Raw genomic sequence first — 23,924 nt, 5'->3', positions numbered from 1 at the left:
CCGCAAGGCCCTCTGTCCATGGCTAGCGCCAAGCGTGTCTCGGATGAGCCGGCCTATGTGCTGCACAGCTATGACTGGAGCGAGTCCAGCCTGATCCTCGAGGTCTTCACGCGGCACCGGGGCCGCGTGGCGCTGGCGGCCAAGGGCGTCAAGCGCCCGACCTCGAACTTTCGCCCCGTGCTGCTGCCGCTGCAGCCGCTGAGCCTGAGCTACAGCCTGGGCGGCGAGGGCAATGCCGAGATCCACACCCTCAAGGGCGCCGAGTGGGTGGGCGGCCATGTCATGCCCCAGGGCGACGCCCTGATGTCGGGCCTGTACCTCAACGAGCTGCTGATGCGCCTGCTGGCGCGAGACGATCCCTATGCGGCGCTGTTCGACATCTATGCCGGCGTGGTGCGCGTGCTGGCGGGCCAGCATGGCGATGCCATCGAGCCCGTGCTGCGCACCTTCGAGCTGCTGCTGCTGCGCGAACTGGGCCATCTGCCCGCCTTGAATGAGGAAAGCGCCACGCTGGCGCCGCTGGCCGAAGGCCGCCGCTATGCGCTGGTTGCCGAAGGCGGCCTGCGCCCGGCGCTGCAGGGCGAGCGCGCCGTGCTGGGCGCTGCGCAATGGCAGGCCATTGAAAGCGCGCTGCAGGCCCGGCAGGCCTTCAACGCCACGCTGCATGTGGTGGCCCAACCCGAGCAGGCGCTGGCCCTCAAGCCCCAACTGAGGGCCCTGCTGCAATACCATTGCGGCAGTCCCATGCTGCGCACCCGCCAGCTGATGATGGATCTGCAATCGCTATGAATCTTTCCCACGCTTCGCAGCGCACGGCGCTGTCGGTCAATGTCAACAAGGTTGCGCTGCTGCGCAACACGCGCCACCTGGGCATTCCCAGCGTGACGCGCGCCGCGCGCATCTGCCTGGAGGCCGGTGCCCAGGGCATCACCATCCATCCGCGTCCCGACCAGCGCCATATCCGCAGCGAGGATGTCTATGAACTGCAGGCGCTGATGACACAGTGGCCGCAGGCGGAGTTCAACATCGAGGGCAACCCGACGCAGAACCTCATGGACTTCATCCGCGACACACGCCCGCACCAGGCCACCTTTGTGCCCGACAGCGAGGACCAGTTCACCAGCGACCATGGCTGGAACTTCCCGCAGGACGCCGAGCGCCTGAAGCCGCTGATTGCCGAATGCCGCCAACTCGGCGTGCGCGTCAGCCTGTTCATGGACCCCGTGCCCGCCCAGATGGCCGCTGCGCGCGCCGTGGGCGCCGACCGGGTCGAGCTGTATACCGAACCCTACGCAGCTGCCTGGGGCACGGCAGACCAGGAAGCGCAGCTGCAGGCCTATGCGGCGGCGGCCCAGGCGGCTTTGGATGCCGGGCTGGGCATCAATGCCGGCCATGACCTCAGCCGTGACAACCTGGCCGCCTTCGTGGCGCGCGTGCCGGGCCTGCTCGAAGTCTCCATCGGCCATGCGCTGATCGCCGACGCGCTGGAGCTGGGCTACGCCGAAACCGTGCGCGCCTACCAGCAGTGCATAGACCAGGGCATGGCGGCGCGCGCCTGAAGCTTTCGCGGAGCGAATCCATGATCTACGGCATCGGTACCGACATCTGCGACGTGCGCCGCATCCGCGCCAGCCTGGAGCGCCATGGCGACCGTTTCGCCGAGAAGGTGCTGGCCGAGGGCGAGCTGGCCACCTGGCGTGCCCGCCGCGCGCGCTGGCCTGAGCGCGGCATCCGCTTCGTGGCCACGCGCTTTTCCGCCAAGGAGGCCTTTTCCAAAGCCATAGGCATGGGCATGGTCATGCCCATGACCTGGCGCAGCTGCGAGGTCGTCAAGCTGCCCAGTGGCCAGCCTGCCATCGTGCTGCACGGCGCGCTCAAGGAATGGTTCGAGGCGCGCAACCTGCAGGTGCACCTGTCCGTGACCGACGAGAGCGACTACGCGGCCAGCTTCTGCGTGGTCGAGCGCCGCGCCTGATACCCGGCCAGCGTGACGCTGGCTTTTTTGACTCCACAGGATTCATAGGAACTCCCGGCATGACCGAGCACGCACCCCTCATCATCGACATCGCCGGCAAGGCACTCACCGATGTGGACCGCCAGCGCCTGGCACATCCGCTGGTCGGCGGCATCATCCTCTTTGCCCGCAACTGGGAAAGCCGCGAGCAGCTGGTGCAGCTGTGCGCCGATATCAAGGCGGTCAAGCCCGATTTGCTGATCTGCGTGGACCATGAGGGCGGGCGCGTGCAGCGTTTTCGCGCTGACGGCTTCACGCACCTGCCGCCCATGCGCGCCTTCGGCCAGATGTGGATGGACGACGGCCAGGGCAGCAAGCACCGCGAAGGCAGCGGCGCCCTGGCCGCCATGAATGCCGCCACGGCGGCCGGCTACGTGCTGGGCACCGAGCTGCGCGCCTGCGGCGTGGATTTCAGCTTCACCCCGGTGCTGGACCTTGACTACGGTGCCAGCAGCGTCATCGGCGACCGCAGCTTCCACCGCGACCCGCGCGTGGTGGCCGCGCTGGCCCGCAGCCTCATGCACGGCCTGCTGCAGGCCGGCATGGGCAACTGCGGCAAGCACTTTCCCGGCCACGGCTTCGTCAAGGCTGATTCGCATGTGGACATTCCGGTCGATGGCCGCAGCCTCACCGCCATCCTGAGCGAGGACGCCGCGCCCTATCCCTGGTTGTCCAGCGTGCTCACGGCCGTGATGCCGGCCCATGTGATCTACCCCAAGGTCGACAAGCGCCCGGCCGGTTTTTCTGCCAAGTGGCTCAAGGACATCCTGCGCAGCCGCCTGCGCTATGACGGCGCCATCTTCAGCGACGACCTGAGCATGGAGGGCGCGCGCCGCATCGACGGCCAGCTCATCGGCTATACCGACGCGGCCCTGGCCGCGCTGGAGGCGGGCTGCGACATGGTGCTGCTGTGCAACCAGAGCCTGGGCCTGGGCGAGCATGTGGACGAGCTGCTGGCCGGCATGGAGGCCGCGCAGCGCAGCGGCCGCTGGCAGCCCGATGCCGACAGCGAATCGCGCCGCGTGGCCCTGCTGCCGGAGACCGTGCCCCAGCCCTGGGACGACCTCATGCGCCAGCCTGCCTATCTGCAGGCGCTGGACCTGCTGCCTTGATGGATTGAAGGACGCCGCCGCTGGCCGCTCCGAGGGCCAAGGCGGGCTTTGCAAAGGCATGTGCGTGTTGTAAAGGGCGCGTCGGCCGGTGTTTCACAGGAGAGTTTTCCCATGCGCGTTGGCGTGCTGACCGGAGGTGGCGACTGCCCCGGCCTGAATGCGGTGATCCGTGCGGTCACCAAGTCCCTGATCAACCACGGCCAGTGCGAGGTGCTGGGCATTGCCGACGGCTTCGAGGGCCTGATGCTCGACCCGCCCGGCGTCAAGCCCCTGGGCTGGGACGAGGTCTCGGGCATCCTGCATGTGGGCGGCACCATCCTGGGCACCAGCAACAGCGCCAACCCCCTGCGCGATGCGGCCACGCTGGAGCATGTGGGCCGCAATGTCCGGGCGCTGGGCCTGGACGTGGTGGTGGCCATCGGCGGTGACGGCACCATGAGCCTGGCGCATGGCCTGGCCGAACAGGTGGGACTGACCTGCGTGGGCGTGCCCAAGACCATCGACAACGACATTGCCAATTGCGAGCGCAGCTTTGGCTTCGACACCGCCGTGGCCACGGCCACCGAGGCGCTGCGCCGCATCGAGAGCACGGCCAACAGCCACCACCGCGTGATGATCGTCGAGACCATGGGGCGCCATGCCGGATGGCTGGCGCTGGAGGCCGGCATTGCCGGTGCGGCCGACGTCATCCTGCTGCCCGAGATCGATTACGACCTGCAGGCCATCGTCGACTTCTGCCGGGGCCGCGAGCAGCGCCAGCGCTATACCATCATCTGCATCGGCGAGGGCGCCAAGGAAAGCGGCGCCAGCCTCACGGTGCGCGAGCGCATCGAGCAAAGCCCCGACCCGGTCCGCCTGGGCGGTGTCGGCCATGTGCTGCGCGAGCGCCTGCAGCCCCACCTCAGGAGCGAGGTGCGCACCACGGTCCTCGGCCATGTACAGCGCGGCGGCGACCCCACGCCCTTTGACCGCGTGCTGGCCACGCAGTACGGCCACCATGCGGCGCAACTGGTGCTGTCGGGGCGCTTCGGCCGCATGGTCACCCTGCAGGGCGGCGAGATCGGCAGCGTGGAAATCTCCCGCGTGGCCAACACCCAGCGCACCGTGCCCCTGGACCACGGCCTGCTCACCATGGCGCGCGACATAGGCATTTGCCTGGGCGAGCCATGCAAGCAGGATGCGCGGCCGGCCGCAGCCGGCAGCCACTGAGCCCGCCATGCGGCAGCAGGGACGTCTCACCGGCTGGAAGGACGAGCAGGGCTTCGGCTTCATCGAACCCGATGGAGGCGGCGCGCAGGTCTTTGTCCATATCAAGTCCTTCACCGATCGCCGCCGCAGGCCCGAGGGCGGAGAGCGTGTCAGCTACGTGCCCAGCCGCAATGCCCAAAGAAAATGGCGCGCGCAGGATGTGGCCTTCATTGACGAACCAAGGACCGGCCGCCCGCAGCCTGCGCGGCGAAGCCGTGCCGGCACGCCTTCGCGGCCTCTGCCGCCTGTGCGAGGCCCGGTGGCGGTAGGCCTGGCCGCTGCCTTCTTCTGCGTGCTGCTGGCTGTTGCCTGGAGCGGCCGCATGCCCTGGACACTGGTCGGCCTGTATGCGGCGGCAAGCTTTGTGACCTTCATGGTCTATGGATTCGACAAGTCCGCCGCCAGGAACGACCGCTGGCGCACCAGCGAAAGCCGTCTGCACCTGCTGGCACTGCTGTGCGGCTGGCCCGGCGCATTGCTGGCGCAAGGCCTGCTGCGGCATAAGTCCAGCAAGGCCTCGTTCCAGTTGGTGTTCTGGATCACGGTGGTGCTCAACTGCGGCCTGCTGGCCTGGCTGCTGTCATCGGCAGGTGCGCCGCTGCGGGCGCTGGCGCCCGGCATCTTCTGAAAATTGAAGGAACTGGCGATGACCCATGCTGGACCACGGCCCCAAATGTCCTCCGCAAACGATGCATCGCTGCAGACCTGGCAGGCGTCTTGGGAGAGCGCCTGGTCCGCACTGGGTGCCAGCGCTCCGCCGCCTGTGCTGGCCGAGCTGCTGCAAAGCTACAGCGAGCCCCAGCGCCACTACCACACGCTGCAGCATCTGGGCGAGGCCATGGGCCTGCTGCAACCGGCGCTGGGCCTGGCCGAGCACCCCGGCGAGGTGGCACTGGCGCTGTGGTTCCATGACGCTGTCTACCAAACACAAGCCAAGGACAACGAGGCGCGCAGCGCCGACTGGGCCGCCGCCGTGCTGCGTGAGCAGGGTCTGCCTGCCGATGTGGCCGGGCGCGTGCACGGCCTGATCATGGCGACCTGCCACGCTGCACAGCCGTCCGGAATCGACGCCCAACTGCTGGTGGATGCCGACCTGGGCATTCTCGCGGCCGACCCCCTGCGGTTTGCCGAGTACGAAGTGCAGGTACGGGCCGAATACGAATGGGTGCCCTTGCCGCTGTACCGCGCCAAGCGGCGCGAGGTGCTGCTGGGCTTCATGCAGCGCGAGGCCATCTACTGCACCGACTGGTTCCGGCAACGGCTGGAGGCGCGGGCGCGGCGCAACCTCGCGCAGGCGCTGGGTTTGTAGGCGGCGCCTGCGTCGGCGTCCTATGATCGGGGGCTGCTGCGGGCCGTGCAGGCCTGCCTCCCTCTCTTTCTTATCTTGCCCAGGCTCCGCCTGGCTCACAGGACGCGCAGATGACCACCCTTGGAACCCCTTACTCCCCCCATGCCACCAAAGTCATGCTGCTGGGCAGCGGCGAACTCGGCAAGGAAGTACTGATCGCGCTGCAGCGCCTGGGCGTGGAGACGATCGCCGTGGACCGCTACGAGAACGCGCCCGGCCAGCAGGTGGCCCACCACGCGCGCACCATCACCATGAGCGATCCGGCCCAGCTCAAGGCCTTGATCGAGGCCGAGAAGCCCGACCTGGTCGTGCCCGAGATCGAGGCCATTGCCACGTCCATGCTCGAAGAGCTGGAAGCAGCCGGTGTGGTCACCGTGATCCCCACGGCTCGCGCCGCGCGCCTGACCATGGACCGGGAAGGCATCCGCCGCCTGGCCGCCGAGACGCTGGGCCTGGCCACCAGCCCTTATCGCTTCTGTGATTCGCAGCAGGAGCTGCAGGCCGCCATCGACGGCACGGATGGCCAGCCCGCCATCGGCTTCCCTTGCGTGGTCAAGCCCGTGATGAGCAGCTCGGGCAAGGGCCAGAGCAAGCTGGACGGCCCGGACGACGTGGCCAAGGCCTGGGACTACGCCATGGCCGGCGGCCGCGTGAGCCATGGCCGCGTGATCGTTGAGGGCTTCATCGACTTCGACTACGAAATCACCCAGCTCACGGTGCGCGCCAAGGGGCCGGACGGCCAGGTGCAGACGCATTTCTGCGATCCGATCGGCCACATCCAGCAGTCCGGCGACTATGTGGAAAGCTGGCAGCCCCATCCCATGCACCCGGCGGCGCTGCAGAAGTCGCGCGACATCGCCAAGGCGGTGACCGATGACCTGGGCGGCCTGGGCCTGTTTGGCGTGGAGCTGTTCGTCAAGGGCGAGCAGGTCTGGTTCAGCGAAGTCTCGCCGCGCCCGCACGACACGGGGCTGGTGACGCTGGCCACGCAGTGGCAAAGCGAGTTCGAGCTGCATGCGCGCGCCATTCTGGGCCTGCCCGTGGATGCCTCGCTGCGCAACCCCGGCGCCAGCGCCGTGATCTACGGCGGGCAGGATGCCGAAGGCCTGGTGTTCGACGGCGTGGACGAGGCCCTGGCCGTGCCGGGCACGGACCTGCGCCTGTTCGGCAAGCCCGAGAGCTTCGTCAAGCGCCGCATGGGCGTGGCCCTGGCGCGCGCCCAGGATGTGGAGCAGGCGCGCACCAACGCCAAGCTGGCCGCCAGCAAGGTCAAGCCGCGCAAGCCCTGAAGCGCTGCTGAACGACAAAGCCGCCGTCCCTGCACCGGGCGGCGGCTTTTTTCGTGGGAAGGTGAGCTTAGTTGGTCGTGTGCATGGGAGGCTGCGAGGGCTGGGCATCATGCGGCGTGGTCAGCCGGATGGCGCGCTCCTCCTCGCCATGGCTGGCATGCTCGCCGTCCGCGCCCAGGCCTCCCTTCCAGCGCCGGACCACGCGCTGGAAGATCAGCGAGTTGGGGATCTGCAGCAGGTTGGGTGAGCCATCGGGCGCATGGGCATCCTGCAAGGTGGTGTAGAGCATGTTGATGTCGATCACGCGGCCCTTGGCACCGGGCTTTTCAGCCGTGTCCAGCACCTCGATGTAGTCACCCAGGCGAAAGGGCCCGACGATGACGATGAGCAGGGCGCAGAACAGGTTGGACAGCACGCTCCAGGCCGCGAAGAAGGCCACGGCGCCCACGGTGGCAAAGCCGGTGAAGGCCGTCCACAGCACGGTGGCCGAGACGCCCAGGCGCTCCAGTACCAGGGGCACGGTGGCGGCAATCAGAATCCAGCGGAACACGCCGCGCAGCGGCACCAGCAGCTCCGGCGGCAGGCCGTAGTGCCGGCCTGCGCGTGCGATCAGCCGGCGAACCAGGCGATTGAGCAGCCAGGCCGCACCGATGATCAGCAGGATCTGGGCACCGGGGATGATGAACTCCAGCCAATCCTGCATCCAGGTGGGCAGGTGCGCTTGAAAACGACGCATAACTTCAAACATTCAGGAAACAGGAATCCGCTTTCGGGACCCGGATGCGCAGCTCGCGCGCGCCCGGCGTTGAGCTGCGATCGTAAGCGCAGGCGCAAGGCCCGGCAGTCAGGTGCGGCGCTGCTCCACCGTGTCCATCTGCATCTCGAAGCTGAAGAAGCGGTCGCGTCCCTGCGCCTTGGCCGCGTACAGAGCCTGGTCGGCGCGCATGAGCATGGCTTCGGCGCTGGTGTATTCGTCGGGAATGCAGGTGGTGATGCCGCCCGACAGCGTGAGACCCGATTCATGGGGCGAATCGGGGTGGCGTATGCGCAGCACGCGCAGCATCTGGCCCACGGCGCGCGCAAACGTCATGGCGCCCGAGCGTGGCGTGCGCGGCAGGATGAGCGCGAATTCCTCACCGCCATAGCGCGCCGCCACGTCACGGGGGCGTACGCAGACCTCGCGCAGCAGGCGTCCGATCTGTTTCAGGCATTCATCGCCATGCACGTGGCCATAGGTGTCGTTGTAGCGCTTGAAATGGTCCAGGTCGCAGAGCATCAGCGTCAGCGGCTGGCCTTCGCGCCGGGCCGAGGCGATCTCTGCATGCAGGATGCGGTCGAAGCCTCGGCGGTTGACCAGGCCCGTGAGCTGGTCGAGCTCGACCATTTCATTGAGCTTCTGGTTGGCCTCGTGAAGCTCGGCCGACAGCGATACCAGGCGCCGGCGCATGTCCAGCAGGCGGCGCATGGCGCGCAGCTTGGCCACGAGCACGATGGGCTTGACGGGCTTGACCAGGTAGTCGTCGCCTCCGGCCTCGATGCCGCGCCACACATCCAGGTCATTGTCCAGGCCGGACAGGAAGATGACGGGCGTCCACTCGCCGGGCTCGGCCTCGCGCAGCTGGCGGGCAACCCAGTAGCCATCCTCGCCGGGCAGGCGGATGTCCAGCAGCACCAGGTCGGGGCGCTGCTCGCGGAACAGGACCAGGGCGCTGGGGCCATCGGCAGCCTCCAGCACGCGGGTCACGCCTGCGTGCAGCAGCTCGCTGACCAGGCTGGTACGCACCGAGGCCTGGTCTTCCACGACCAGCACGCAAAAGGGCGCGGACTCGTCCGTCGGCTTGGCGAAGCGTGCTCCGCTGGGCTCGATGGCGGGGGAGTCGGCGCTGTCGGTGGGCAGGGGAGGTGGGGCGGGGGGCATGGCCTTCATGGTTGCGAAACCAGGAATGGATCAAGGGGCCGCGCAGTGCGCGGCGTGGGGATGGCGCCAGTGTAAGTCGGGTGTCGCGTCCGTGTGCGATTGTGTGCACGGGGCTTTTGCTAGGCCAGCGGCAGATCCGTGCGGGCGCGGCTGGCCTCGTCATGCCACTGCACAAAGGCGTCGGCAGCCGGGCAGATGCGCGGGTTGCCCAGTTGCTGCAGCAGCCTGCAGGCCGCAAAGCCCTGGGCTTTGCTGTCATAGGCAAGTGCCCACTGGCGGCGCTCCTCTTGCCGGTCTTCGGAAACGGGCCAGCTGCGCAGCGAGGTGGATAGGCCGGTCAGGCCCATGCGCCAGGGCTTGCCGGAGACACGTGCGCGAAAGCATTGCTGGCGCTCGCACAGCAGGGCATAGAGCGGGTCCACCTGCAGGGCGTCGAACAACTGCCCGACGGCCGGATCGTCCGATGCGAAATCGGCATGCGTGACGATGACGCGCAGGCCCTTGGGTGTTTCGTAGACGCGCAGTCCCCAGTCGGGGTGGCTTTTGTGGAAGGTTAGGACGCGCTCCATGGCGCGCGCGGCCGGCGAGTCCGTGGCCGCACGCTGGCGCGCCTGGCGTGCTTCCCACCAGCGCTGCACGCGCCGCATGGCCAGGAACAGCAGCAGCACGACCAGTGCCGTGGCCACCATCCGCGAATTGTTCTTGTGCGGTGCCAGCCGGGCCAGCCAGATGGCGACCGAAGCCAACAACAGCAGGGTCACGACGGGAAAGCGCACGGCGCTGGGCGGCTCGGGCAGGTCGATATCGGCGATGGCCACGCGCTCGGTGTTCAGGCAGTGGGCGCCGTAGCTGTTGCGCGTCATGACCGTGCCGTCGCGGCGCTGCAGGACTTCTTCGCGGATGGGGGTGGTGAAGCCGTCGAGCGCGTACTCGTTCTTCCATTCCATGCGGGGCTCGCCCTTTGGAAGCGCCGCATTGCGGGCGGCTTCCAGGGCCTGGCCAGCACGCTCCTGTGCGTGGGCCTGGGCGGCTTCCTGGCTGGTGTCGGACCATCCCCAGCGCTGGACGGTGATGCCGTGGGTGGGGCGGCTTTCATGCCGCAGGCGCGCCTGCGCCCAGTAGGTGGGGATGTGCATGGCGAGCCAGTATAGGGAAAAGCCGCCTGGCTCCCAAGGGAACGCAGGCGGCTTCAGTTGGCAACGCGCGCAGGCGCTGGATGCCGTGGGTTTTACTGTTCGCGGCGCAGGGCAGGGAACAGGATCACGTCGCGGATGCTGGCGCTGTCGGTCAGCAGCATCATCAGGCGGTCGATGCCGATGCCGCAGCCGCCCGTGGGGGGCATGCCGTACTCGAGGGCACGCACGAAGTCGTGGTCGAAGTACATGGCTTCGTCGTCGCCACCGTCCTTGGCCTGGACCTGGGCATTGAAGCGCGCGGCCTGGTCCTCGGCGTCGTTGAGCTCGGAGAAACCGTTGCCGAATTCGCGGCCCGTGATGTACAGCTCGAAGCGCTCGGTGACCTCGGGGCGCTCGTCATTGGCGCGCGCCAGCGGCGAGATCTCGGTGGGGTGCTCCATGATGAAGGTGGGCTGCCAGAGCTTTTCTTCCACCACTTCCTCGAAGTACAGCACCTGCAGGCTGGCCAGGGTGCGTGCGGACAGGCGGTCCTTTTCTTCCGTCATGCCCAGCTTGCGCAGCGCATTGGTCAGCCATTCGCGGTCGGCCACCTTGTCACCGGCCTCGGTGAACTTGACGATGGCCTCGGGAATGGTCAGGCGCTGGAAGGGCTGGGACAGGTCCACGGGCTTGCCGCCGTAGGTCAGCTGCAGCGTGCCCACCGCCTTTTGCGCGGCGTCGCGCACCAGGGCCTCGGTGTAGTCCATCAGGTCGCGGTAGTTCCAGTAGGCCGCGTAGAACTCCATCATGGTGAACTCGGGGTTGTGGCGAACCGAGATGCCTTCGTTGCGGAAGTTGCGGTTGATCTCGAACACGCGCTCGAAGCCGCCGACCACCAGGCGCTTGAGGTACAGCTCGGGCGCGATGCGCAGGTACATCTCCTGGTCCAGCGCGTTGTGGTGGGTGACGAAGGGCTTGGCGTTGGCGCCGCCGGGAATGGGGTGCAGCATGGGCGTTTCCACTTCCAGGAAGCCGTGCTCCACCATGAATTCGCGGATGCCCGAGACGGCCTTGCTGCGTGCGATGAAGCGGCGGCGGGCCTGCTCGTCCATCATCAGGTCCACGTAGCGCTGGCGCACCTTCTGCTCCAGGTCGGCCATGCCGTGGAACTTGTCGGGCATGGGGCGCAGGCTCTTGGTGAGCAGGCGCAGCGTCTGCACCTTGACCGACAGCTCGCCGGTCTTGGTCTTCATCAGCGTGCCCTCGGCGCCCAGGATGTCGCCCAGGTCCCAGCGCTTGAAGGCCGCATAGACCTCCTCGCCCACGGTGTCGCGCGTGATGTACAGCTGGATGCGACCGTGCGTGGGGCCCAGCGATCCGTCCTGGATGGTGGCAAAGCTGGCCTTGCCCATGACGCGCTTGAGCATCATGCGGCCGCCCAGGCTGACCTGAACGGCTTCGGCGTCCAACTGCTCGGCGCTCTTTTCGGCATGGGCCTGCTGCAGCGCCTCGGCGCGGTCGGCGGGCTTGAAGTCGTTGGGGAAGGCCACGCCGCCCTGTTCACGGACCTGTTCGCGCAGGGCCTTGAGTTTTTCGCGGCGCTCGGCGATGAGTTGGTTTTCGTCCTGGGGAGCGGTCTGGTCCGCTGCGGATGGGGTGTTGTGTTCGGTCATGACAATGAGCGCCAGCGCAAAACGCCGAGGGGCCGGAAAAAAGCCGGGGGAAAAAAGCGGGAAAAGCCGAAAAAAGCCAAGCGCAAAGGGCTGGAGGGTGTCGCGTCGGCAGCAAATGCCACCGGCAAGCCCCGCAGCTGGCGGGCTGAATCCGCGATTTTAAGTTTTTTGGCGCGCTTTCGGTGCGCGGTGCTGCCAATGTGCCGGACGCTGCTGCGGTATGACGCTGCAGTCCTGCCAAATCGTCAGTGCCCGGCGGACGGGGAGCCGGGTGCCGGGCCCTGGGCATGGCCTATGCCGCTGCGCTCCAGCACATCGGCCACGAGCTCCAGCCGCACCAGCGGGCTGTCCAGCGCCATCAGTTGCTGTTTGATGGAGACCGGCATGGGCAGCAGCTCGGTCCAGCGGTTGGCCACCCAGCCGCAGTCGCCCATCTGTTCGGCGCTGGGCAATCGGGCATGGTCGGCGTCTGTGGAGCGCGCGTGCAACTGCATCAGCACCTGGGCCAGGGCCTGGGCGGTGGCGAGCAGGTGGCCGGGGATGGGCACGGCGGCATCGGCAGGCAGCATCTGCACATCGGCCACCCACAGGCCGTGGGGCAGCTGGCGGTGCTCCTGCATGCGAAAACGCTGCGTGCCTTCGCACTGCAGGTGCAGCAGGCCGGGCTGGGGCTGCTGCAACTGGACGATGCGGGCCAGCGTGCCCACGGCGTGCAATTGCTCGGCGGCAGCGCCAGCCTTGCGCACTTCGCTGCCGGCCTGCAGCGCCACCACGCCGAAGGGAGCGCCCGTGCGCTCGCACTTGCGGATCATGTCCAGGTAGCGGACTTCAAAGACGCGAAGGCTCAGCAGGCCTTTGGGAAAGAGGACGCTGCCCAGGGGGAACAGCGGCAGGGAGTGCAGTGCGGTAGGGGCGGTCATGTGATGGGCGGGATGCGGCAGCTATCATCCCATGCTGTGCCAAGGCCGGATGGCCGTGGTCCGATCTTCCTCCCGCAGTCCTACAACGCCATGCTTTTTCAGATCGTTTCCTTTTTGCTCGACGTGGTCGTTGGCCTGTTGACCGGCGTCTGCCTGCTGCGCATGTACATGCAGGCCCAGCGCGTGCCCTTCGGCAACCCCGTGGGGCAGCTGGTGTTTGCGCTGTCCGACTGGATCGTGATGCCGCTGCGCCGCATCATCAAGCCGGCCGGGCGCTGGGACATGTCCAGCCTGATCGCCGCCTTCCTGCTGCAGATGCTGCAGTTCGTGCTGCTGTGGCTGTTGATGGGTGGGCAGTCCACCGTGGTTGCCCTGCCCTGGCTGGCGCTGTGCGGCCTGGCGCGCGTGGCGCTGTCGGGCATGGTGGGCGTGCTGCTGATCTATGCCATCTTGTCGTGGGTGCAGCCGCAGTCGCCGATGTATGGCGTGCTGCAGCGCCTGTCCGAGCCCATGCTGCGGCCCATCCGCCGTGTTGTTCCGCTGATCGGCGGTATCGATCTGTCGGCACTGGTGGCTCTGGTGCTGCTGCAGATCGCGCTGATGGTGCTGGGATATATCCAGGGATCGGGCCTGATGCTGCTGGCCTGATTTCCCCGGTTTCCCTGGTTTCCTGGACGTGAAAAAGCCGCCGCAGGCATCAACCTGCGGCGGCTTTTTTGTGTCTGCGCGAGGCTTTACTGGACCGCGTCGGCCGGCAGGCGCTGCAGCATGGCAAGCGATGCGGCAATGCGGTCGCGCAGCTCGCGGCGGTCCACGATCATGTCCACGGCGCCCTTGTCCTGCAGGAACTCGGCGCGCTGGAAGCCTTCGGGCAGCTTCACGCGCACGGTGGTTTCGATCACGCGCGGGCCGGCGAAGCCGACCAGGGTCTTGGGCTCGGCAATGACGATATCGCCGACGAAGGCGAAGCTGGCGGAGACGCCACCGAAGGTGGGGTCGGTCAGCACCGAGATGTAGGGCAGGCCCTTCTTGGCCAGGCGCGTGAGCGCTGCATTGGCCTTGGCCATCTGCATCAGGCTCAGCAGGCCTTCCTGCATGCGCGCACCGCCCGTGGCGGTGAAGCAGATGAAGGGGACCTTCTGCTCGATGGCGGTCTCGACACCGCGCACGAAGCGCTCGCCGACCACGGAGCCCATGGAGCCGCCCATGAACTCGAACTCGAAGCAGGCTGCGACCACGTTGACGCTCTTGATGGCGCCGCCCATGACGACCAGGGCATCGGTCTCGCCGGTGTTCTCCAGCGCTTCCTTGAGGCGCTCGGGGTACTTGCGGCTGTCCTTGAACTTCAGGGCATCGACGGGGATGACTTCCTGGCCGATTTCATAACGGCCTTCGGCATCCAGGAAATGGTTCAGGCGGGCGCGGGCGCCGATGCGGTGATGGTGGCTGCAGCTGGGGCAGACGTTCTGGTTTTTCTCCAGATCGGCCTTGTAGAGCACGGTCTCGCAGCTCGGGCACTTGATCCACAGACCCTCGGGGATCTGCTGGTGGCGATCCGTGGGGTTGGTTTGCTGGATTTTGGCAGGCAGGAGTTTTTCAAGCCAGGACATGGTGTTTCCTTTTCAGGCGCAGGGCATGCGGCACCGGGCCGCATGCAAGGGCTGCATTATGCGACCTACGCGTCGAGTGCCTTGCGCACGCCGCGCAGGAAGTCGATGGTCAGGGGGACGATCTTTTCGTGGGGCTGGCCGTCCAGCATCTCGATGATGCGGCTGCCGATGACCACGGCATCGGCCACCCGGCCAATGGCCTGGGCCGTGGCCGCGTCGCGGATGCCGAAGCCCACGCCCACGGGAATGCTCACATGCTCGCGGATGCGCGGCAGCATGGCTTCCACGGCCGCCGTGTCGAGCGTGCCCGCTCCGGTCACGCCCTTGAGCGAGACGTAGTAGACATAGCCGCTGGCCACGCGCGCCACCTGCTGCATGCGCTCGGTGGTGGAGGTGGGCGCCAGCAGGAAGATGAGGTCCATGTCGCGCGCACGCAGTTGCGCGGCGAATGCCTCGCACTCCTCGGGCGGGTAGTCCACGATGAGCAGGCCATCGACGCCGGCCTCGGCTGCATCGTCCACGAAGCGGTCATTGCCGTGGATCTGGTCGTAGCGCTCCACCGGGTTGGCGTAGCCCATCAGCACCACGGGCGTGGTCTGGTTCTTCTGGCGGAACTCGCGCACATAGGCCAGCACCTGCACCAGGCCCACGCCATTGGCGATGGCGCGGTCGCCTGCCTTCTGGATGGTGGGGCCGTCGGCCATGGGGTCCGAGAAGGGCACGCCCAGCTCGATCACGTCGGCGCCGGCCTCCACCATGCCGTGCATCAGCGACGGCGTGATGGCCGCGAACGGGAAGCCTGCGGTGATGTACGGGATCAGGGCCTTGCGGCCTTCTTCCTGGAGTTTGGCGAAAGTCGTGGTGATGCGGCTCATTGAGCTGCTCCTCCCTTGACCGTGAGCCCACGCATGGAGGGACGGTCGTAGTAATCGGCGCCCGAGAGGTCGGCCACGGTGCCGATGTCCTTGTCGCCGCGACCGGACAGGTTCACGAGGATGGACTGGTCGGCGCGCATGGTCTTGGCCAGTTGCATGGCATAGGCCACGGCATGGCTGGACTCCAGGGCGGGAATGATGCCTTCGGTGCGGCACAGGTAGTGGAAGGCGTCCAGCGCCTCCTGGTCGGTGATGCCCACGTACTGGGCCCGGCCCAGTTCCTGCAGCCAGGCGTGCTCGGGGCCGACGCCGGGGTAGTCGAGGCCGGCGCTGATGCTGTGCGTCTCGGTGATCTGGCCGTTCTCGTCCTGCAGGATGAAGGTGCGGTTGCCGTGCAGCACGCCGCTGCTGCCGCGCTGCAGCGAGGCCGAGTGCTTGCCGCTGTCCAGGCCTTCGCCGGCAGCCTCCACGCCGATCAGGCGCGTGTTCTCGAACGGGATGTAGGGGTGGAAGATGCCCATGGCATTGCTGCCGCCGCCCACGCAGGCGACCACGGCATCAGGCTGGCGGTCGGCGCCCAGGAATTCGGGCATCTGCGTCAGGCATTCCTCGCCGATGACCTTCTGGAAGTCGCGCACCATCGCCGGGTAGGGATGGGGGCCGGCCACGGTGCCGATGATGTAGAAGGTGTTGTCCACGTTGGCCACCCAGTCGCGCATGGCCTCGTTGAGCGCGTCCTTGAGCGTGCGGCTGCCCGACTCCACCGGCACCACGGTGGCACCCAGCAGGCGCATGCGGTAGACGTTGGGGCTTTGGCGCTTCACGTCCTCGGCACCCATGTAGACGATGCATTCGAGGCCGTAGCGCGCGCAGATGGTGGCCGTGGCCACGCCGTGCTGGCCGGCGCCGGTCTCGGCAATGATGCGGGGCTTGCCCATGCGCCGGGCGAGCATGGCCTGGCCGATCACGTTGTTGATCTTGTGCGCGCCCGTGTGGTTGAGGTCTTCACGCTTGAGGTAGATCTGCGCGCCGCCCATCTCGCGCGACATGCGTGCCGCGTGGTAGACGGGCGAGGGGCGGCCGACGAAGTGGGCCAGCTCGGACTGGAATTCGGCAACGAATTCCGGGTCGTTCTGGTACTTGGCGTAGGCGTCGCGCAGCTCGGTCAGAGCGTGTGTCAGGGTTTCGCTGGCAAAGCTGCCGCCGAAGCGGCCGAAGTGGCCGGATGCGTCAGGGTACTGGTATTCGAACATGGCTTGTCTGCAAAAGTTGGTCATCGGCCGCGCGCACGGCGGCGATGAATCGGTGTATCTTGCCGGCGTCCTTGATGCCCCTGAGGGGCTTGCCGTCGGGACCATCGGCCTCGACGCCGGAACTGACATCAACGGCCAGCGAGAGTCCTCGCGGGCGCACTTGCAAGATGCCATCGGTCACGTTTGCAGGCGTGAGTCCACCAGACAAAACGAGGTGAGAGGCGACGTTTGGTGGAAGGAGTGACCAATTGAATGCTTTTCCGCCACCACCATAGCCGTCGACATGGGCGTCGAGCAGTATGGCCTGGGCTTTCGAGTAACGCTGGGCATATTCTACGAGGTCGAAGCGCGCGGCGTCGGGACCAAGGGGAATGCGTGCGGCGCGCAGGAAGGCGCGGGTGCCACCCGATGTGGCGGCAAGGCAGTCCTCGGGGACTCGTCGCCGTGGAACTGCACGCAGGCGCCCGGGATGGCGGCGCAGGCAGCCATCACGTTGGCGGCGCTTTCATTGACGAACAGCAGCACCGGGGTCACGAAGGGCGGCAGGCGCCGCGCCAGTTCTGCAGCGCGCTGCACCGTCACGGCGCGCGGACTGGGGGCGTAGAGCACAAAACCCACGGCATCGGTGCCCGCAGCCACGGCGGCGTCCACGTCCTGTTCGCGGGTGAGTCCGCAGATCTTGATTCGAGTGCGCTGCATGGAGGCTGAAGAATGGGGGAGGGCTTGTCCGTTCAAGGGAGCCAATCATAGGCCGGGCTGCGCGAAGGAAGGCCCCATGAAGGATCGTATACGGGGCCCAGAAAGTACAGGCCGTCGGGCGAGAAGGTGGGCGCGGCGGCATCGCGGGAACGGGCGTCCAGTACCTGCTGCATCCACTGCGGCGCATACGCGCCCTGGCCGATGGCGATCAGGCAGCCCATGATGTTGCGCACCATATGGTGGAGGAAGGCGCTGCCTTCGAACTCGAAGCGCCAGTAGCAGCATTCCATGGCCGCATCGCCGGGCCGCATGGAGCTGGCTGCGGCCATCTGGGCGCCATCGCCTGCCATGCGGCGGGTGATGGACAGGCGGTGCAGCGTCTTGACGGGGGACTTGGCCTGGCAGCCCGATGCGCGGAACGAGCTGAAGTCGTGCTCGCCCAGCAGGTGCCGGGCGGCGGCCTGCATGGCATCACCATCGAGCGCATGGAACACCCAGCCCACGCGCCCGGCCTCCACGCTGGGGCGCACGGGCGATTGCAGCAGCACATAGGCATAGCGCCTTGCCGTGGCACAGGCGCGCGAATGGAAGGCATCGGGCACGGGCTGGGCCCATTGCACGGCAATGTCCGGCGGCAGGAAGGTGTTGGTGCCACGGACCCAGGAGAACGGGGCCCTGTCCAGTGGCGTGTCGAAGTGGACGACCTGCATGAGGCCGTGCACGCCGGCATCGGTGCGGCCCGCGCAGAGGGTGTGCACCTCCTGAGCGGCAAAGCGGCCCAGGGCCGCTTCGAGATGGTCTTGAATGGTGTTGCCAGACAGCTGGCTTTGCCAGCCGCTGTAGCGCTGGCCGTTGTAGGCGACGCCGAGGGCTACGCGCATTGCGAGGCCTCCGGCATGGGTTGGGTGTGCATCAAGTTGTCAGTTTCCATGGCGGCTTGCGCCACCCTGTCACGCGAAACCGGTGCGGCGCCTGGGCAGGCGCCGCCGGGCTTCAATCTATCTCGGCCAGCAGGCGCTGGGCCTTGGCCTTGAGATCGCCGTGGGCCTCGGCGATCACTTCCTCGATCAGTGTACGGGCTCCGTCACTGTCGCCGATGGCGTTGAATTCCTGGGCCAGTGCGAGCTTGGTGGCCAGCGGGTCTTCAGGGGCCGAGGGCGGGGTTGCCACGGCAGGGGTGTCGTTGCCCAGGTCCAGGGACAGGCTGCCCAGGTCGAATTCCAGCGACTCGGCCGGTTCAGGCTTGGCCTTGGCCGCCGTCTCCAGCACGCCGCCTGCCTGGGGCGTTGCCGGCGTTGGGGCGGGTGCCTCCGTGCTCAGGCCTTCCAGGTTGAACTCCATGGCGTCCAGCGACAGCAGCTCGGTCTTGGCATGGCTGTCGTCCGTGGTGGAGCTGGTCAGGGGCGAGGGCTCGGTGGCCGGGAAGCTGTCGGCCGCCTGCGTGCCGGGCATGTCCAGCGACAGCATCTCGGTCGGCTGCATGCCGTCCATGGCGTTGCTGTGGTTCAGGGCGTCCGTCAGCGAGGCGTGGGCCGTGGGCTGGAAGCCGGGCATGTCCAGCGATGCAACGGGTGGCTCGACGTGGGGCTCGATGCGAGGTGTGTCGTCCTTTGCGGAGGGCGTGACTTCCAGCGGCGCGCGCAGCGTGGGTTCCAGCGCTGCGAAGTCCTGTTCGCTGGGCATGGGGGCCGGCGCGGGCAGGGGGCTGGCGTGCTGCGCGGGCAGGCTGGCATCGGCCAGGCCGCCGGGCAGGTCCATGTTGAGGTCCATGTCCAGGTCCATGGGCAGGGTGGCAGGGCCTTCGCGGTGCGCATCCATGTCCAGGGGGCGGCTGGCCAGCGAGGCAGCAGCCAGTCCGGCAGCAGCCACTGCGGCGCCACCGGCAACGGCGGCACCAGACAGGGGCGCGGCGCCTGCAGGCTGGTAGAGGGCATTTTCCGGGTCCAGGATGCGGCCCTGGTCGGCCAGGCGCTGCCAGTCCACGCCCTTGCCCTGGGTCAGGCCATGCAGGGTCTGCGCGACGGCCTCGAAGGCCTTGCGGTCATGGCGCTTGGCGTAGATGTCGGCCAGCTTCTGGTGCAGAGCGGTGCGGTTGGGGTCGGTGCGCAGCGCTTCCTTGAGGATTTCCTCTGCCTGCAGGTCGCGGCCATAGGCCAGGTAGACGTCGGCCTCGGCCACGGGGTCCACATCGCCCGCATCAAGCTGGCTGGGCGAGTAATGCATGGAGGTGCCGGACAGCTGGCTCGATGTGCCGGTGTCCACGCGTTGGCCGCCGCTGGCGCCAAAGAAGGAGTCGGCTGCCAGCTGGCTGTCGCCAAAGGCGCTTTCGCTGGAGGCGGCAGCGGCGCGGCGGCGCTGCATGACGCGGTAGCCGCCATAGCCCAGCAGCAGGGCCAGCAGGGCAGCACCGGCCAGCGGGATGGTGGGGTCTTCCAGCAGCGTATCGATGAAGCTGGGCTCGGCGATCGGCGCGACGGGGGCGGGTGCCGGCTTGGGCTTCGGCGGCTCGGCTGCAGCAGGCGTGGCGGGCGCGGCTTCTGCTGCGGCCGTTGCTGTGGCAGCCGTCGCTGCGGCGTCTGGGGCTGCAGTGGCGGCCGGAGCTGTCGTAGCGGCTGCATCGGCGGGGGCTGCTGTGGCCGGGGCCTGGGGCGCTGCAGCTTCAGGCGCTGCAGGCACGGTCGGTGCGCCGGGCACGGCCACGCCAGCTGCCGTGCTGCCAGCGGCAGCCGCCGGTGCTGCTGCACCACCTTCGGCCGGCTTGGTGGCGGCGGCGATCTGGCTCAGTTCGGACATGTTGCGCTGCAACTCGGCCGTGCGCGATGCCTGGTCATCCGACTGCTTTTGCTTGGCCAGGCGCTCGTCGGCCTCCACGCCCTTGACGGCGCCCTTGGACAGGGTGAGCTTGTCGGGTGCTGCGGTGGACGGCTTGCGGTCTTCGACCTGGGCCTGGACGCTGCCCGATGCTTCGCGGTTGGCGGAGGCCACGGGCGCGGCCGGCGCGGCGCTGGCCAGCTGGCGGCGGAACTGGTTGAAATCGCGGGACTGGGCGGCAACGATCTGGCGCGCTTCGCGCGGCGAGGTGGCCTGGGCCGTGGCTTCGTCCGGCACGGTGAGCACGGCGCCGGAGCGCATGCGGTTCACATTGCCGTTGATGAAGACCTTTGGATTGGTGCGCAGCATGGCCACCAGCATCTGGTCCAGCGAAACGCCGGCTGGCAGGTGGGCGGCGGCGATGCGGCCTGCCGTGTCCCCAGCCTTGATGCGGACTTCGGAGGCCTCGGACGACGCGGGAGCCGCTGCGGCGCGCTCGCGGGCTGCCGGGGCGGCACGGCGCGCGGCTGCTGGCGCGGGGCGGCTTTCCTCGGTGTTGCCTGCAGCGGCTTGCGATGCAGCTTGCGAGGGGGTGGGGGCTGCGCGGCGCGGCGCTGCGGCGGGCTCGGGTGCCGAGGCCTGGGCCGCAGCCGTCACGGCAGGCGGGAGCTTTTGCAGGGTGGGCGGATCCAGCAGCAGGGTGTAGTTGCGCTGCAGGTTGCCCGAAGCCCAGCTGGCGTCGATCACCAGATCGACAAAGGGTTCGTTGACGGGCTGTGTGCTTGTGAGGCGCAGCACGGCCGAGCCATCCGCGCGGCGCTGCACGCTGACGCGCACCTGGCTGGCGGTGGCGTTGTACTCCATGCCCTGGGTGCGGAAGACGCCGGGAGAGGCCACGCCCACGCGCAGGCCTTCGGCTTCAGCGGCGGTGATCTGGGGGATTTCGACTTCGGCACGCAGGGGCTCGCCCAGGGCCGATTGCACGTTCACCCGGCCCAGAGCCAGTGCCCAGGCCTCGGAGGCGGGCAGTGCGACCGAGACGACGGCCGCAGTGGCCAGCACAGAGAGTTTCCAACGATGCATAAAGCGTCAAACCTGTGTGGATGCAATTGGGCAGGCACTATTGTTATTGTGGGAATGCCCGCGCTTGCACATGTAATTGAAATTTACCCGGGATAGATGGCACGCCATCTACCAAGGTGCTTGGGTCGCATTGTCGGCCACGCTATAGGATCGCAAGCGTCTGGTTGCCGGCGAACGCCAATAGTTGTTGTCGAACGGCAACGAGAAGAAACACAATGTATCTTTGGTGATTGTAGGCAACCACCTACAGCCAATGGACAAGAGACCTGGGCATTGTGCCCAATTGCCCAGGGCTTAAAGCCGAAAAAAGCGCCATGTCCCGGCCTGGGACATGGCGCTTTTTGTGTTGGCTCAAGCCGGCGATGCTCAGGCGGCGAGCAGGATGCGCAGCATGCGGCGCAGCGGCTCGGCGGCGCCCCACAGCAGCTGGTCACCGATCACGAAGGCCGACAGGTACTCGGGGCCCATGTTCAGCTTGCGCACGCGGCCCACGCCGACTTCCAGGCCGCCGGTGATGGCGGCAGGGGTCAGTTCCTTGACGGTGATGGCACGGTCGTTGGGAACCCACTTCACCCAGGGGTTGCCGGACTTGATGATGGCTTCCAGCTCTTGCAGGGGCAGGTCCTTCTTGAGCTTGAGGGTCAGCGCCAGGCTGTGGCAACGCATGGCGCCGATGCGCACGCACAGGCCATCGACAGGGATGGTCTGCTCGGTGCCCAGGATCTTGTTGACCTCGGCCTGGCCCTTCCACTCTTCCTTGGACTGGCCGTTGTCCAGCTGCGCATCGATCCAGGGGATCAGGCCACCGGCCAGCGGCGCGCCGAAGAATTCGGTGGGCACGTCGGTGCGGATGGTCTGGGCCACCTTGCGGTCGATGTCCAGGATGGCGGATGCGGGCGTGGCCAGTTCGTCGGCCACGGCAGCGTGCACCACGCCCATGCCCTTGAGCAGTTCGCGCATGTGGTTGGCGCCGCCACCGGAGGCTGCCTGGTAGGTCATGGAGCTGACCCATTCCACGAGACCGGCCTTGAACAGGCCGCCCAGGCCCATCAGCAAGATGGAGTTGGTGCAGTTGCCGCCAATCCAGTTCTTGCCGCCCGCGGCGAGCTTGGACTGGATCAGGCCTTCATTGACGGGGTCGAGCACGATGACGGCATCGCCTTCCATGCGCAGCGACGACGCGGCATCGATCCAGTGGCCGTTCCAGCCCGAGGCGCGCAGCTGGGGGAAGACTTCCTTGGTGTAGTCGCCGCCCTGGCAGGTGATGATGATGTCGCACTTGGACAGCTCGGCAATGTCGTTGGCATTGCGCAGCTCGGTGTGGGTCTTCGCCATGGCCGGGGCCTTGCCGCCGGCGTTGGAAGTGGAGAAGAACACGGGCTCGATCAGGTCGAAGTCGCCCTCTGCCTGCATGCGGTCCATCAGCACGGAGCCGACCATGCCGCGCCAGCCGACGAGGCCTACCAATTGCTTGCTCATTTTTGAAACGCCCTTTCAGTGTGAAAACAGTGCTTGATCAAGACTGTTGTCGCCCGGCTCGTCTAGGCCAGGTGAGGGCGCACGACGAACCGGGCTGGGTCAGCCTTTGATTGTCGTAATGGTTGTGGAGGTGATTGCGCGCGCAGCCACACCAGCCATGGCGGCGGGTGCAATGTTCAGCAGGAGGAACGGGCGGGCGGCAAACATAAGAGACGTCATTCTATCGAATACGCCAGGAAAGAGAATGTCTGTTTTGATGAATATCTTCGTCGAATCGGCGAAAACCGAACGTCTATTTTGACGTTTTGCCATGTTGTGGCAAAGCAGGGCAGTGCCTGCCCGCCACAGGGACAGCCGCAAGCCGGGAGGCTGGCGGCCGTCATGGACTTCAGGCCAGTGCGGCCACCACGGCATCGCCCATCTCGCGGGTGGAGACCTTGGTCGTGCCTTCGCTGTAGATGTCGGCCGTGCGCAGGCCCTGGGCCAGCACCTTTTGCACGGCGGCTTCGATGCGCTGGGCGGCGGCTTCCTGGTTCAGCGAGAAGCGCAGCATCATCGCGGCCGACAGGATGGTGGCCAGCGGATTGGCAATGCCCTTGCCGGCGATGTCGGGGGCCGAGCCGTGGCTGGGCTCGTACAGGCCCTGGCCCCTGGAGTTGAGCGATGCCGAGGGCAGCATGCCGATGGAGCCGGTCAGCATGGAGGCTTCGTCGGACAGGATGTCGCCGAACATGTTGCCCGTGACCACCACGTCAAAGCGCTTGGGTTCCTTGACCAGCTGCATGGCGGCGTTGTCCACGTACATGTGGTCCAGTTGCACATCGGGGTACTGCTGGCCCACTTCGGTGACCACGTCCTTCCAGAACTGGAAGGTTTCCAGCACGTTGGCCTTGTCCACGCTGGTCACGCGCTTGCTGCGCTTTTGCGCGGCCTGGAAGGCGACATGGGCGATGCGCTCGATCTCGGGCTTGGAGTAGCGCATGGTGTCGAAGGCTTCCTCGGCACCGGGGAAGTGGCCGTCGGTGGCCACGCGGCGGCCGCGCGGCTGGCCGAAGTAGATGTCGCCGGTCAGCTCACGGATGATGAGGATGTCCAGGCCCGCGACCAGCTCGGGCTTGAGGCTGGAGGCGTGGGTCAGTTCCGCATAGCAGATGGCCGGGCGGAAGTTGGCGAACAGGCCCATGTGCTTGCGCAGGCCCAGGATGGCCTGCTCGGGGCGCAGCGGGCGGTCCAGCGTGTCGTACTTCCAGTCGCCCACGGCGCCGAACAGCACGGCGTCGGACTCCATGGCCAGCTTCAGCGTGGATTCGGGCAACGGGTGGCCGGCAGCTTCGTAGGCAGCGCCGCCCACGGGGGCCGTCTGCATGTCGAAGTCCAGGCCCAGGGCGCCCAGCACCTTCACGGCTTCCGCAACGATTTCGGGGCCGATGCCATCACCGGGCAAGACTGCGATTTTCATGGTGTTCCTTTTGAGAGA

At 67.3% G+C, this 23,924-nt stretch carries 22 protein-coding genes and 1 pseudogene; 9 read left to right on the top strand and 14 right to left on the bottom strand.

What is annotated here, in order from left to right; translation table 11 throughout:
- Nucleotides 1–18 precede the first annotated feature (18 nt).
- The 8 genes from recO to purT all read left to right on the top strand — a co-directional run bounded on the left by recO (nucleotide 19) and on the right by purT (nucleotide 7,011).
- Nucleotides 19–789 (top strand): DNA repair protein RecO, encoded by a 771-nt coding sequence (gene recO / locus CLV01_RS24835; protein ID WP_012207058.1) that lies wholly within the window; start codon nucleotides 19–21, stop codon nucleotides 787–789.
- A complete protein-coding gene (locus CLV01_RS24830; RefSeq protein ID WP_043821481.1) occupies nucleotides 786–1,559 on the top strand; it encodes a pyridoxine 5'-phosphate synthase in 774 nt (257 codons plus the stop codon). The genes recO and CLV01_RS24830 overlap by 4 nt, the downstream gene beginning before the upstream one ends.
- 20 nt (nucleotides 1,560–1,579) lie before the next feature.
- Nucleotides 1,580–1,975: a holo-ACP synthase gene (gene acpS / locus CLV01_RS24825; RefSeq protein ID WP_013801000.1), complete on the top strand. Its 396-nt coding sequence runs from the start codon at nucleotides 1,580–1,582 to the stop codon at nucleotides 1,973–1,975.
- A 59-nt stretch (nucleotides 1,976–2,034) separates the two neighbouring features.
- Complete coding sequence (gene nagZ, locus CLV01_RS24820; RefSeq protein ID WP_099732973.1) at nucleotides 2,035–3,126, top strand: beta-N-acetylhexosaminidase; 1,092 nt, start codon at nucleotides 2,035–2,037, stop codon at nucleotides 3,124–3,126.
- A gap of 111 nt (nucleotides 3,127–3,237) precedes the next feature.
- On the top strand, nucleotides 3,238–4,335 hold the full coding sequence (locus CLV01_RS24815; protein ID WP_063328133.1) for a 6-phosphofructokinase: 1,098 nt from the start codon (nucleotides 3,238–3,240) through the stop codon (nucleotides 4,333–4,335).
- Between the two features lie 7 nt (nucleotides 4,336–4,342).
- On the top strand, nucleotides 4,343–5,002 hold the full coding sequence (locus tag CLV01_RS24810; protein ID WP_099735060.1) for a DUF1294 domain-containing protein: 660 nt from the start codon (nucleotides 4,343–4,345) through the stop codon (nucleotides 5,000–5,002).
- 18 nt (nucleotides 5,003–5,020) lie between these two features.
- Entirely contained in the window at nucleotides 5,021–5,683 is a 663-nt protein-coding gene (locus CLV01_RS24805; RefSeq protein ID WP_099732974.1) for an HD domain-containing protein, read from the top strand.
- A 110-nt stretch (nucleotides 5,684–5,793) separates the two neighbouring features.
- Nucleotides 5,794–7,011, top strand: a complete 1,218-nt coding sequence (gene purT, locus CLV01_RS24800; RefSeq protein WP_063328131.1) for a formate-dependent phosphoribosylglycinamide formyltransferase — start codon at nucleotides 5,794–5,796, stop codon at nucleotides 7,009–7,011.
- Nucleotides 7,012–7,078: 67 nt separating this feature from the next.
- Here the strand turns inward: purT and CLV01_RS24795 are convergent, their stop codons facing one another.
- The 5 genes from CLV01_RS24795 to CLV01_RS24775 all read right to left on the bottom strand — a co-directional run bounded on the left by CLV01_RS24795 (nucleotide 7,079) and on the right by CLV01_RS24775 (nucleotide 12,637).
- Nucleotides 7,079–7,747, bottom strand: coding sequence for a mechanosensitive ion channel family protein (locus CLV01_RS24795; RefSeq protein ID WP_170962006.1), 669 nt, complete (start codon nucleotides 7,745–7,747; stop codon nucleotides 7,079–7,081).
- A gap of 108 nt (nucleotides 7,748–7,855) precedes the next feature.
- A complete protein-coding gene (locus CLV01_RS24790; protein ID WP_012207049.1) occupies nucleotides 7,856–8,938 on the bottom strand; it encodes a GGDEF domain-containing response regulator in 1,083 nt (360 codons plus the stop codon).
- Nucleotides 8,939–9,048: 110 nt separating this feature from the next.
- Complete coding sequence (locus tag CLV01_RS24785) at nucleotides 9,049–10,065, bottom strand: hypothetical protein (protein WP_099732975.1); 1,017 nt, start codon at nucleotides 10,063–10,065, stop codon at nucleotides 9,049–9,051.
- 92 nt (nucleotides 10,066–10,157) lie between these two features.
- Complete coding sequence (gene lysS, locus CLV01_RS24780; protein ID WP_099732976.1) at nucleotides 10,158–11,717, bottom strand: lysine--tRNA ligase; 1,560 nt, start codon at nucleotides 11,715–11,717, stop codon at nucleotides 10,158–10,160.
- 245 nt (nucleotides 11,718–11,962) lie between these two features.
- Nucleotides 11,963–12,637 carry an LON peptidase substrate-binding domain-containing protein gene (locus tag CLV01_RS24775; RefSeq protein WP_099732977.1) on the bottom strand — a complete coding sequence of 225 codons (675 nt, stop codon included), beginning with the start codon at nucleotides 12,635–12,637 and terminating at the stop codon, nucleotides 11,963–11,965.
- Nucleotides 12,638–12,727: 90 nt separating this feature from the next.
- Between CLV01_RS24775 and CLV01_RS24770 the strand changes: the two genes are divergently transcribed.
- Nucleotides 12,728–13,285 (top strand): YggT family protein, encoded by a 558-nt coding sequence (locus CLV01_RS24770; protein ID WP_013801011.1) that lies wholly within the window; start codon nucleotides 12,728–12,730, stop codon nucleotides 13,283–13,285.
- 86 nt (nucleotides 13,286–13,371) lie between these two features.
- On the opposite strand, the gene accD is transcribed toward CLV01_RS24770, so the two are convergent.
- The 9 genes and pseudogenes from accD to leuB all read right to left on the bottom strand — a co-directional run bounded on the left by accD (nucleotide 13,372) and on the right by leuB (nucleotide 23,906).
- Nucleotides 13,372–14,247, bottom strand: coding sequence for an acetyl-CoA carboxylase, carboxyltransferase subunit beta (gene accD / locus CLV01_RS24765; RefSeq protein WP_013801012.1), 876 nt, complete (start codon nucleotides 14,245–14,247; stop codon nucleotides 13,372–13,374).
- Between the two features lie 65 nt (nucleotides 14,248–14,312).
- Nucleotides 14,313–15,122 carry a tryptophan synthase subunit alpha gene (trpA, locus tag CLV01_RS24760; protein WP_013801013.1) on the bottom strand — a complete coding sequence of 270 codons (810 nt, stop codon included), beginning with the start codon at nucleotides 15,120–15,122 and terminating at the stop codon, nucleotides 14,313–14,315.
- Nucleotides 15,119–16,375, bottom strand: a complete 1,257-nt coding sequence (trpB, locus tag CLV01_RS24755) for a tryptophan synthase subunit beta (protein ID WP_012207042.1) — start codon at nucleotides 16,373–16,375, stop codon at nucleotides 15,119–15,121. The genes trpA and trpB overlap by 4 nt, the downstream gene beginning before the upstream one ends.
- Nucleotides 16,353–17,074, bottom strand: a pseudogene (locus tag CLV01_RS24750) (phosphoribosylanthranilate isomerase). The gene trpB and the pseudogene CLV01_RS24750 overlap by 23 nt, the downstream one beginning before the upstream one ends.
- A gap of 32 nt (nucleotides 17,075–17,106) precedes the next feature.
- The gene (truA, locus tag CLV01_RS24745; protein WP_034396664.1) at nucleotides 17,107–17,955 is read right to left on the bottom strand and encodes a tRNA pseudouridine(38-40) synthase TruA; all 849 of its coding nucleotides are present in this window, start codon (nucleotides 17,953–17,955) and stop codon (nucleotides 17,107–17,109) included.
- Nucleotides 17,956–18,067: 112 nt separating this feature from the next.
- Entirely contained in the window at nucleotides 18,068–20,968 is a 2,901-nt protein-coding gene (locus tag CLV01_RS24740) for a FimV/HubP family polar landmark protein (protein WP_180288451.1), read from the bottom strand.
- A 366-nt stretch (nucleotides 20,969–21,334) separates the two neighbouring features.
- The gene (asd, locus tag CLV01_RS24735) at nucleotides 21,335–22,447 is read right to left on the bottom strand and encodes an aspartate-semialdehyde dehydrogenase (protein ID WP_012207038.1); all 1,113 of its coding nucleotides are present in this window, start codon (nucleotides 22,445–22,447) and stop codon (nucleotides 21,335–21,337) included.
- Nucleotides 22,448–22,546: 99 nt separating this feature from the next.
- Nucleotides 22,547–22,759 carry a hypothetical protein gene (locus tag CLV01_RS28980; RefSeq protein WP_143290003.1) on the bottom strand — a complete coding sequence of 71 codons (213 nt, stop codon included), beginning with the start codon at nucleotides 22,757–22,759 and terminating at the stop codon, nucleotides 22,547–22,549.
- Nucleotides 22,760–22,835: 76 nt separating this feature from the next.
- The gene (gene leuB, locus CLV01_RS24730; protein ID WP_012207037.1) at nucleotides 22,836–23,906 is read right to left on the bottom strand and encodes a 3-isopropylmalate dehydrogenase; all 1,071 of its coding nucleotides are present in this window, start codon (nucleotides 23,904–23,906) and stop codon (nucleotides 22,836–22,838) included.
- Nucleotides 23,907–23,924 lie beyond the last annotated feature (18 nt).

Origin of the sequence: Delftia sp. 60 (assembly GCF_002754395.1) — a bacterium.
In the GTDB taxonomy this organism is placed as follows: domain Bacteria; phylum Pseudomonadota; class Gammaproteobacteria; order Burkholderiales; family Burkholderiaceae_C; genus Comamonas; species Comamonas acidovorans.
The sequence above is the reverse complement of the archived record's forward strand: the minus strand, read 5'-3'. Positions and strand labels throughout refer to the sequence as shown.

What these genes read in the sequence shown, in the direction of transcription:
- CLV01_RS24790 (WP_012207049.1), bottom strand. Translation starts at nt 8,938, where the DNA reads ATGAAGGCCATGCCCCCCGCCCCACCTCCCCTGCCCACCGACAGCGCC.
- lysS (WP_099732976.1), bottom strand. Translation starts at nt 11,717, where the DNA reads ATGACCGAACACAACACCCCATCCGCAGCGGACCAGACCGCTCCCCAG.
- CLV01_RS24830 (WP_043821481.1), top strand. Translation starts at nt 786, where the DNA reads ATGAATCTTTCCCACGCTTCGCAGCGCACGGCGCTGTCGGTCAATGTC.
- CLV01_RS28980 (WP_143290003.1), bottom strand. Translation starts at nt 22,759, where the DNA reads ATGGCAAAACGTCAAAATAGACGTTCGGTTTTCGCCGATTCGACGAAG.
- CLV01_RS24795 (WP_170962006.1), bottom strand. Translation starts at nt 7,747, where the DNA reads ATGCGTCGTTTTCAAGCGCACCTGCCCACCTGGATGCAGGATTGGCTG.
- CLV01_RS24785 (WP_099732975.1), bottom strand. Translation starts at nt 10,065, where the DNA reads ATGCACATCCCCACCTACTGGGCGCAGGCGCGCCTGCGGCATGAAAGC.
- nagZ (WP_099732973.1), top strand. Translation starts at nt 2,035, where the DNA reads ATGACCGAGCACGCACCCCTCATCATCGACATCGCCGGCAAGGCACTC.
- truA (WP_034396664.1), bottom strand. Translation starts at nt 17,955, where the DNA reads ATGCGCGTAGCCCTCGGCGTCGCCTACAACGGCCAGCGCTACAGCGGC.
- CLV01_RS24770 (WP_013801011.1), top strand. Translation starts at nt 12,728, where the DNA reads ATGCTTTTTCAGATCGTTTCCTTTTTGCTCGACGTGGTCGTTGGCCTG.
- acpS (WP_013801000.1), top strand. Translation starts at nt 1,580, where the DNA reads ATGATCTACGGCATCGGTACCGACATCTGCGACGTGCGCCGCATCCGC.
- CLV01_RS24740 (WP_180288451.1), bottom strand. Translation starts at nt 20,968, where the DNA reads ATGCATCGTTGGAAACTCTCTGTGCTGGCCACTGCGGCCGTCGTCTCG.
- leuB (WP_012207037.1), bottom strand. Translation starts at nt 23,906, where the DNA reads ATGAAAATCGCAGTCTTGCCCGGTGATGGCATCGGCCCCGAAATCGTT.
- asd (WP_012207038.1), bottom strand. Translation starts at nt 22,447, where the DNA reads ATGAGCAAGCAATTGGTAGGCCTCGTCGGCTGGCGCGGCATGGTCGGC.
- recO (WP_012207058.1), top strand. Translation starts at nt 19, where the DNA reads ATGGCTAGCGCCAAGCGTGTCTCGGATGAGCCGGCCTATGTGCTGCAC.
- purT (WP_063328131.1), top strand. Translation starts at nt 5,794, where the DNA reads ATGACCACCCTTGGAACCCCTTACTCCCCCCATGCCACCAAAGTCATG.
- CLV01_RS24810 (WP_099735060.1), top strand. Translation starts at nt 4,343, where the DNA reads ATGCGGCAGCAGGGACGTCTCACCGGCTGGAAGGACGAGCAGGGCTTC.
- trpA (WP_013801013.1), bottom strand. Translation starts at nt 15,122, where the DNA reads ATGAGCCGCATCACCACGACTTTCGCCAAACTCCAGGAAGAAGGCCGC.
- CLV01_RS24805 (WP_099732974.1), top strand. Translation starts at nt 5,021, where the DNA reads ATGACCCATGCTGGACCACGGCCCCAAATGTCCTCCGCAAACGATGCA.
- CLV01_RS24815 (WP_063328133.1), top strand. Translation starts at nt 3,238, where the DNA reads ATGCGCGTTGGCGTGCTGACCGGAGGTGGCGACTGCCCCGGCCTGAAT.
- CLV01_RS24775 (WP_099732977.1), bottom strand. Translation starts at nt 12,637, where the DNA reads ATGACCGCCCCTACCGCACTGCACTCCCTGCCGCTGTTCCCCCTGGGC.
- trpB (WP_012207042.1), bottom strand. Translation starts at nt 16,375, where the DNA reads ATGTTCGAATACCAGTACCCTGACGCATCCGGCCACTTCGGCCGCTTC.
- accD (WP_013801012.1), bottom strand. Translation starts at nt 14,247, where the DNA reads ATGTCCTGGCTTGAAAAACTCCTGCCTGCCAAAATCCAGCAAACCAAC.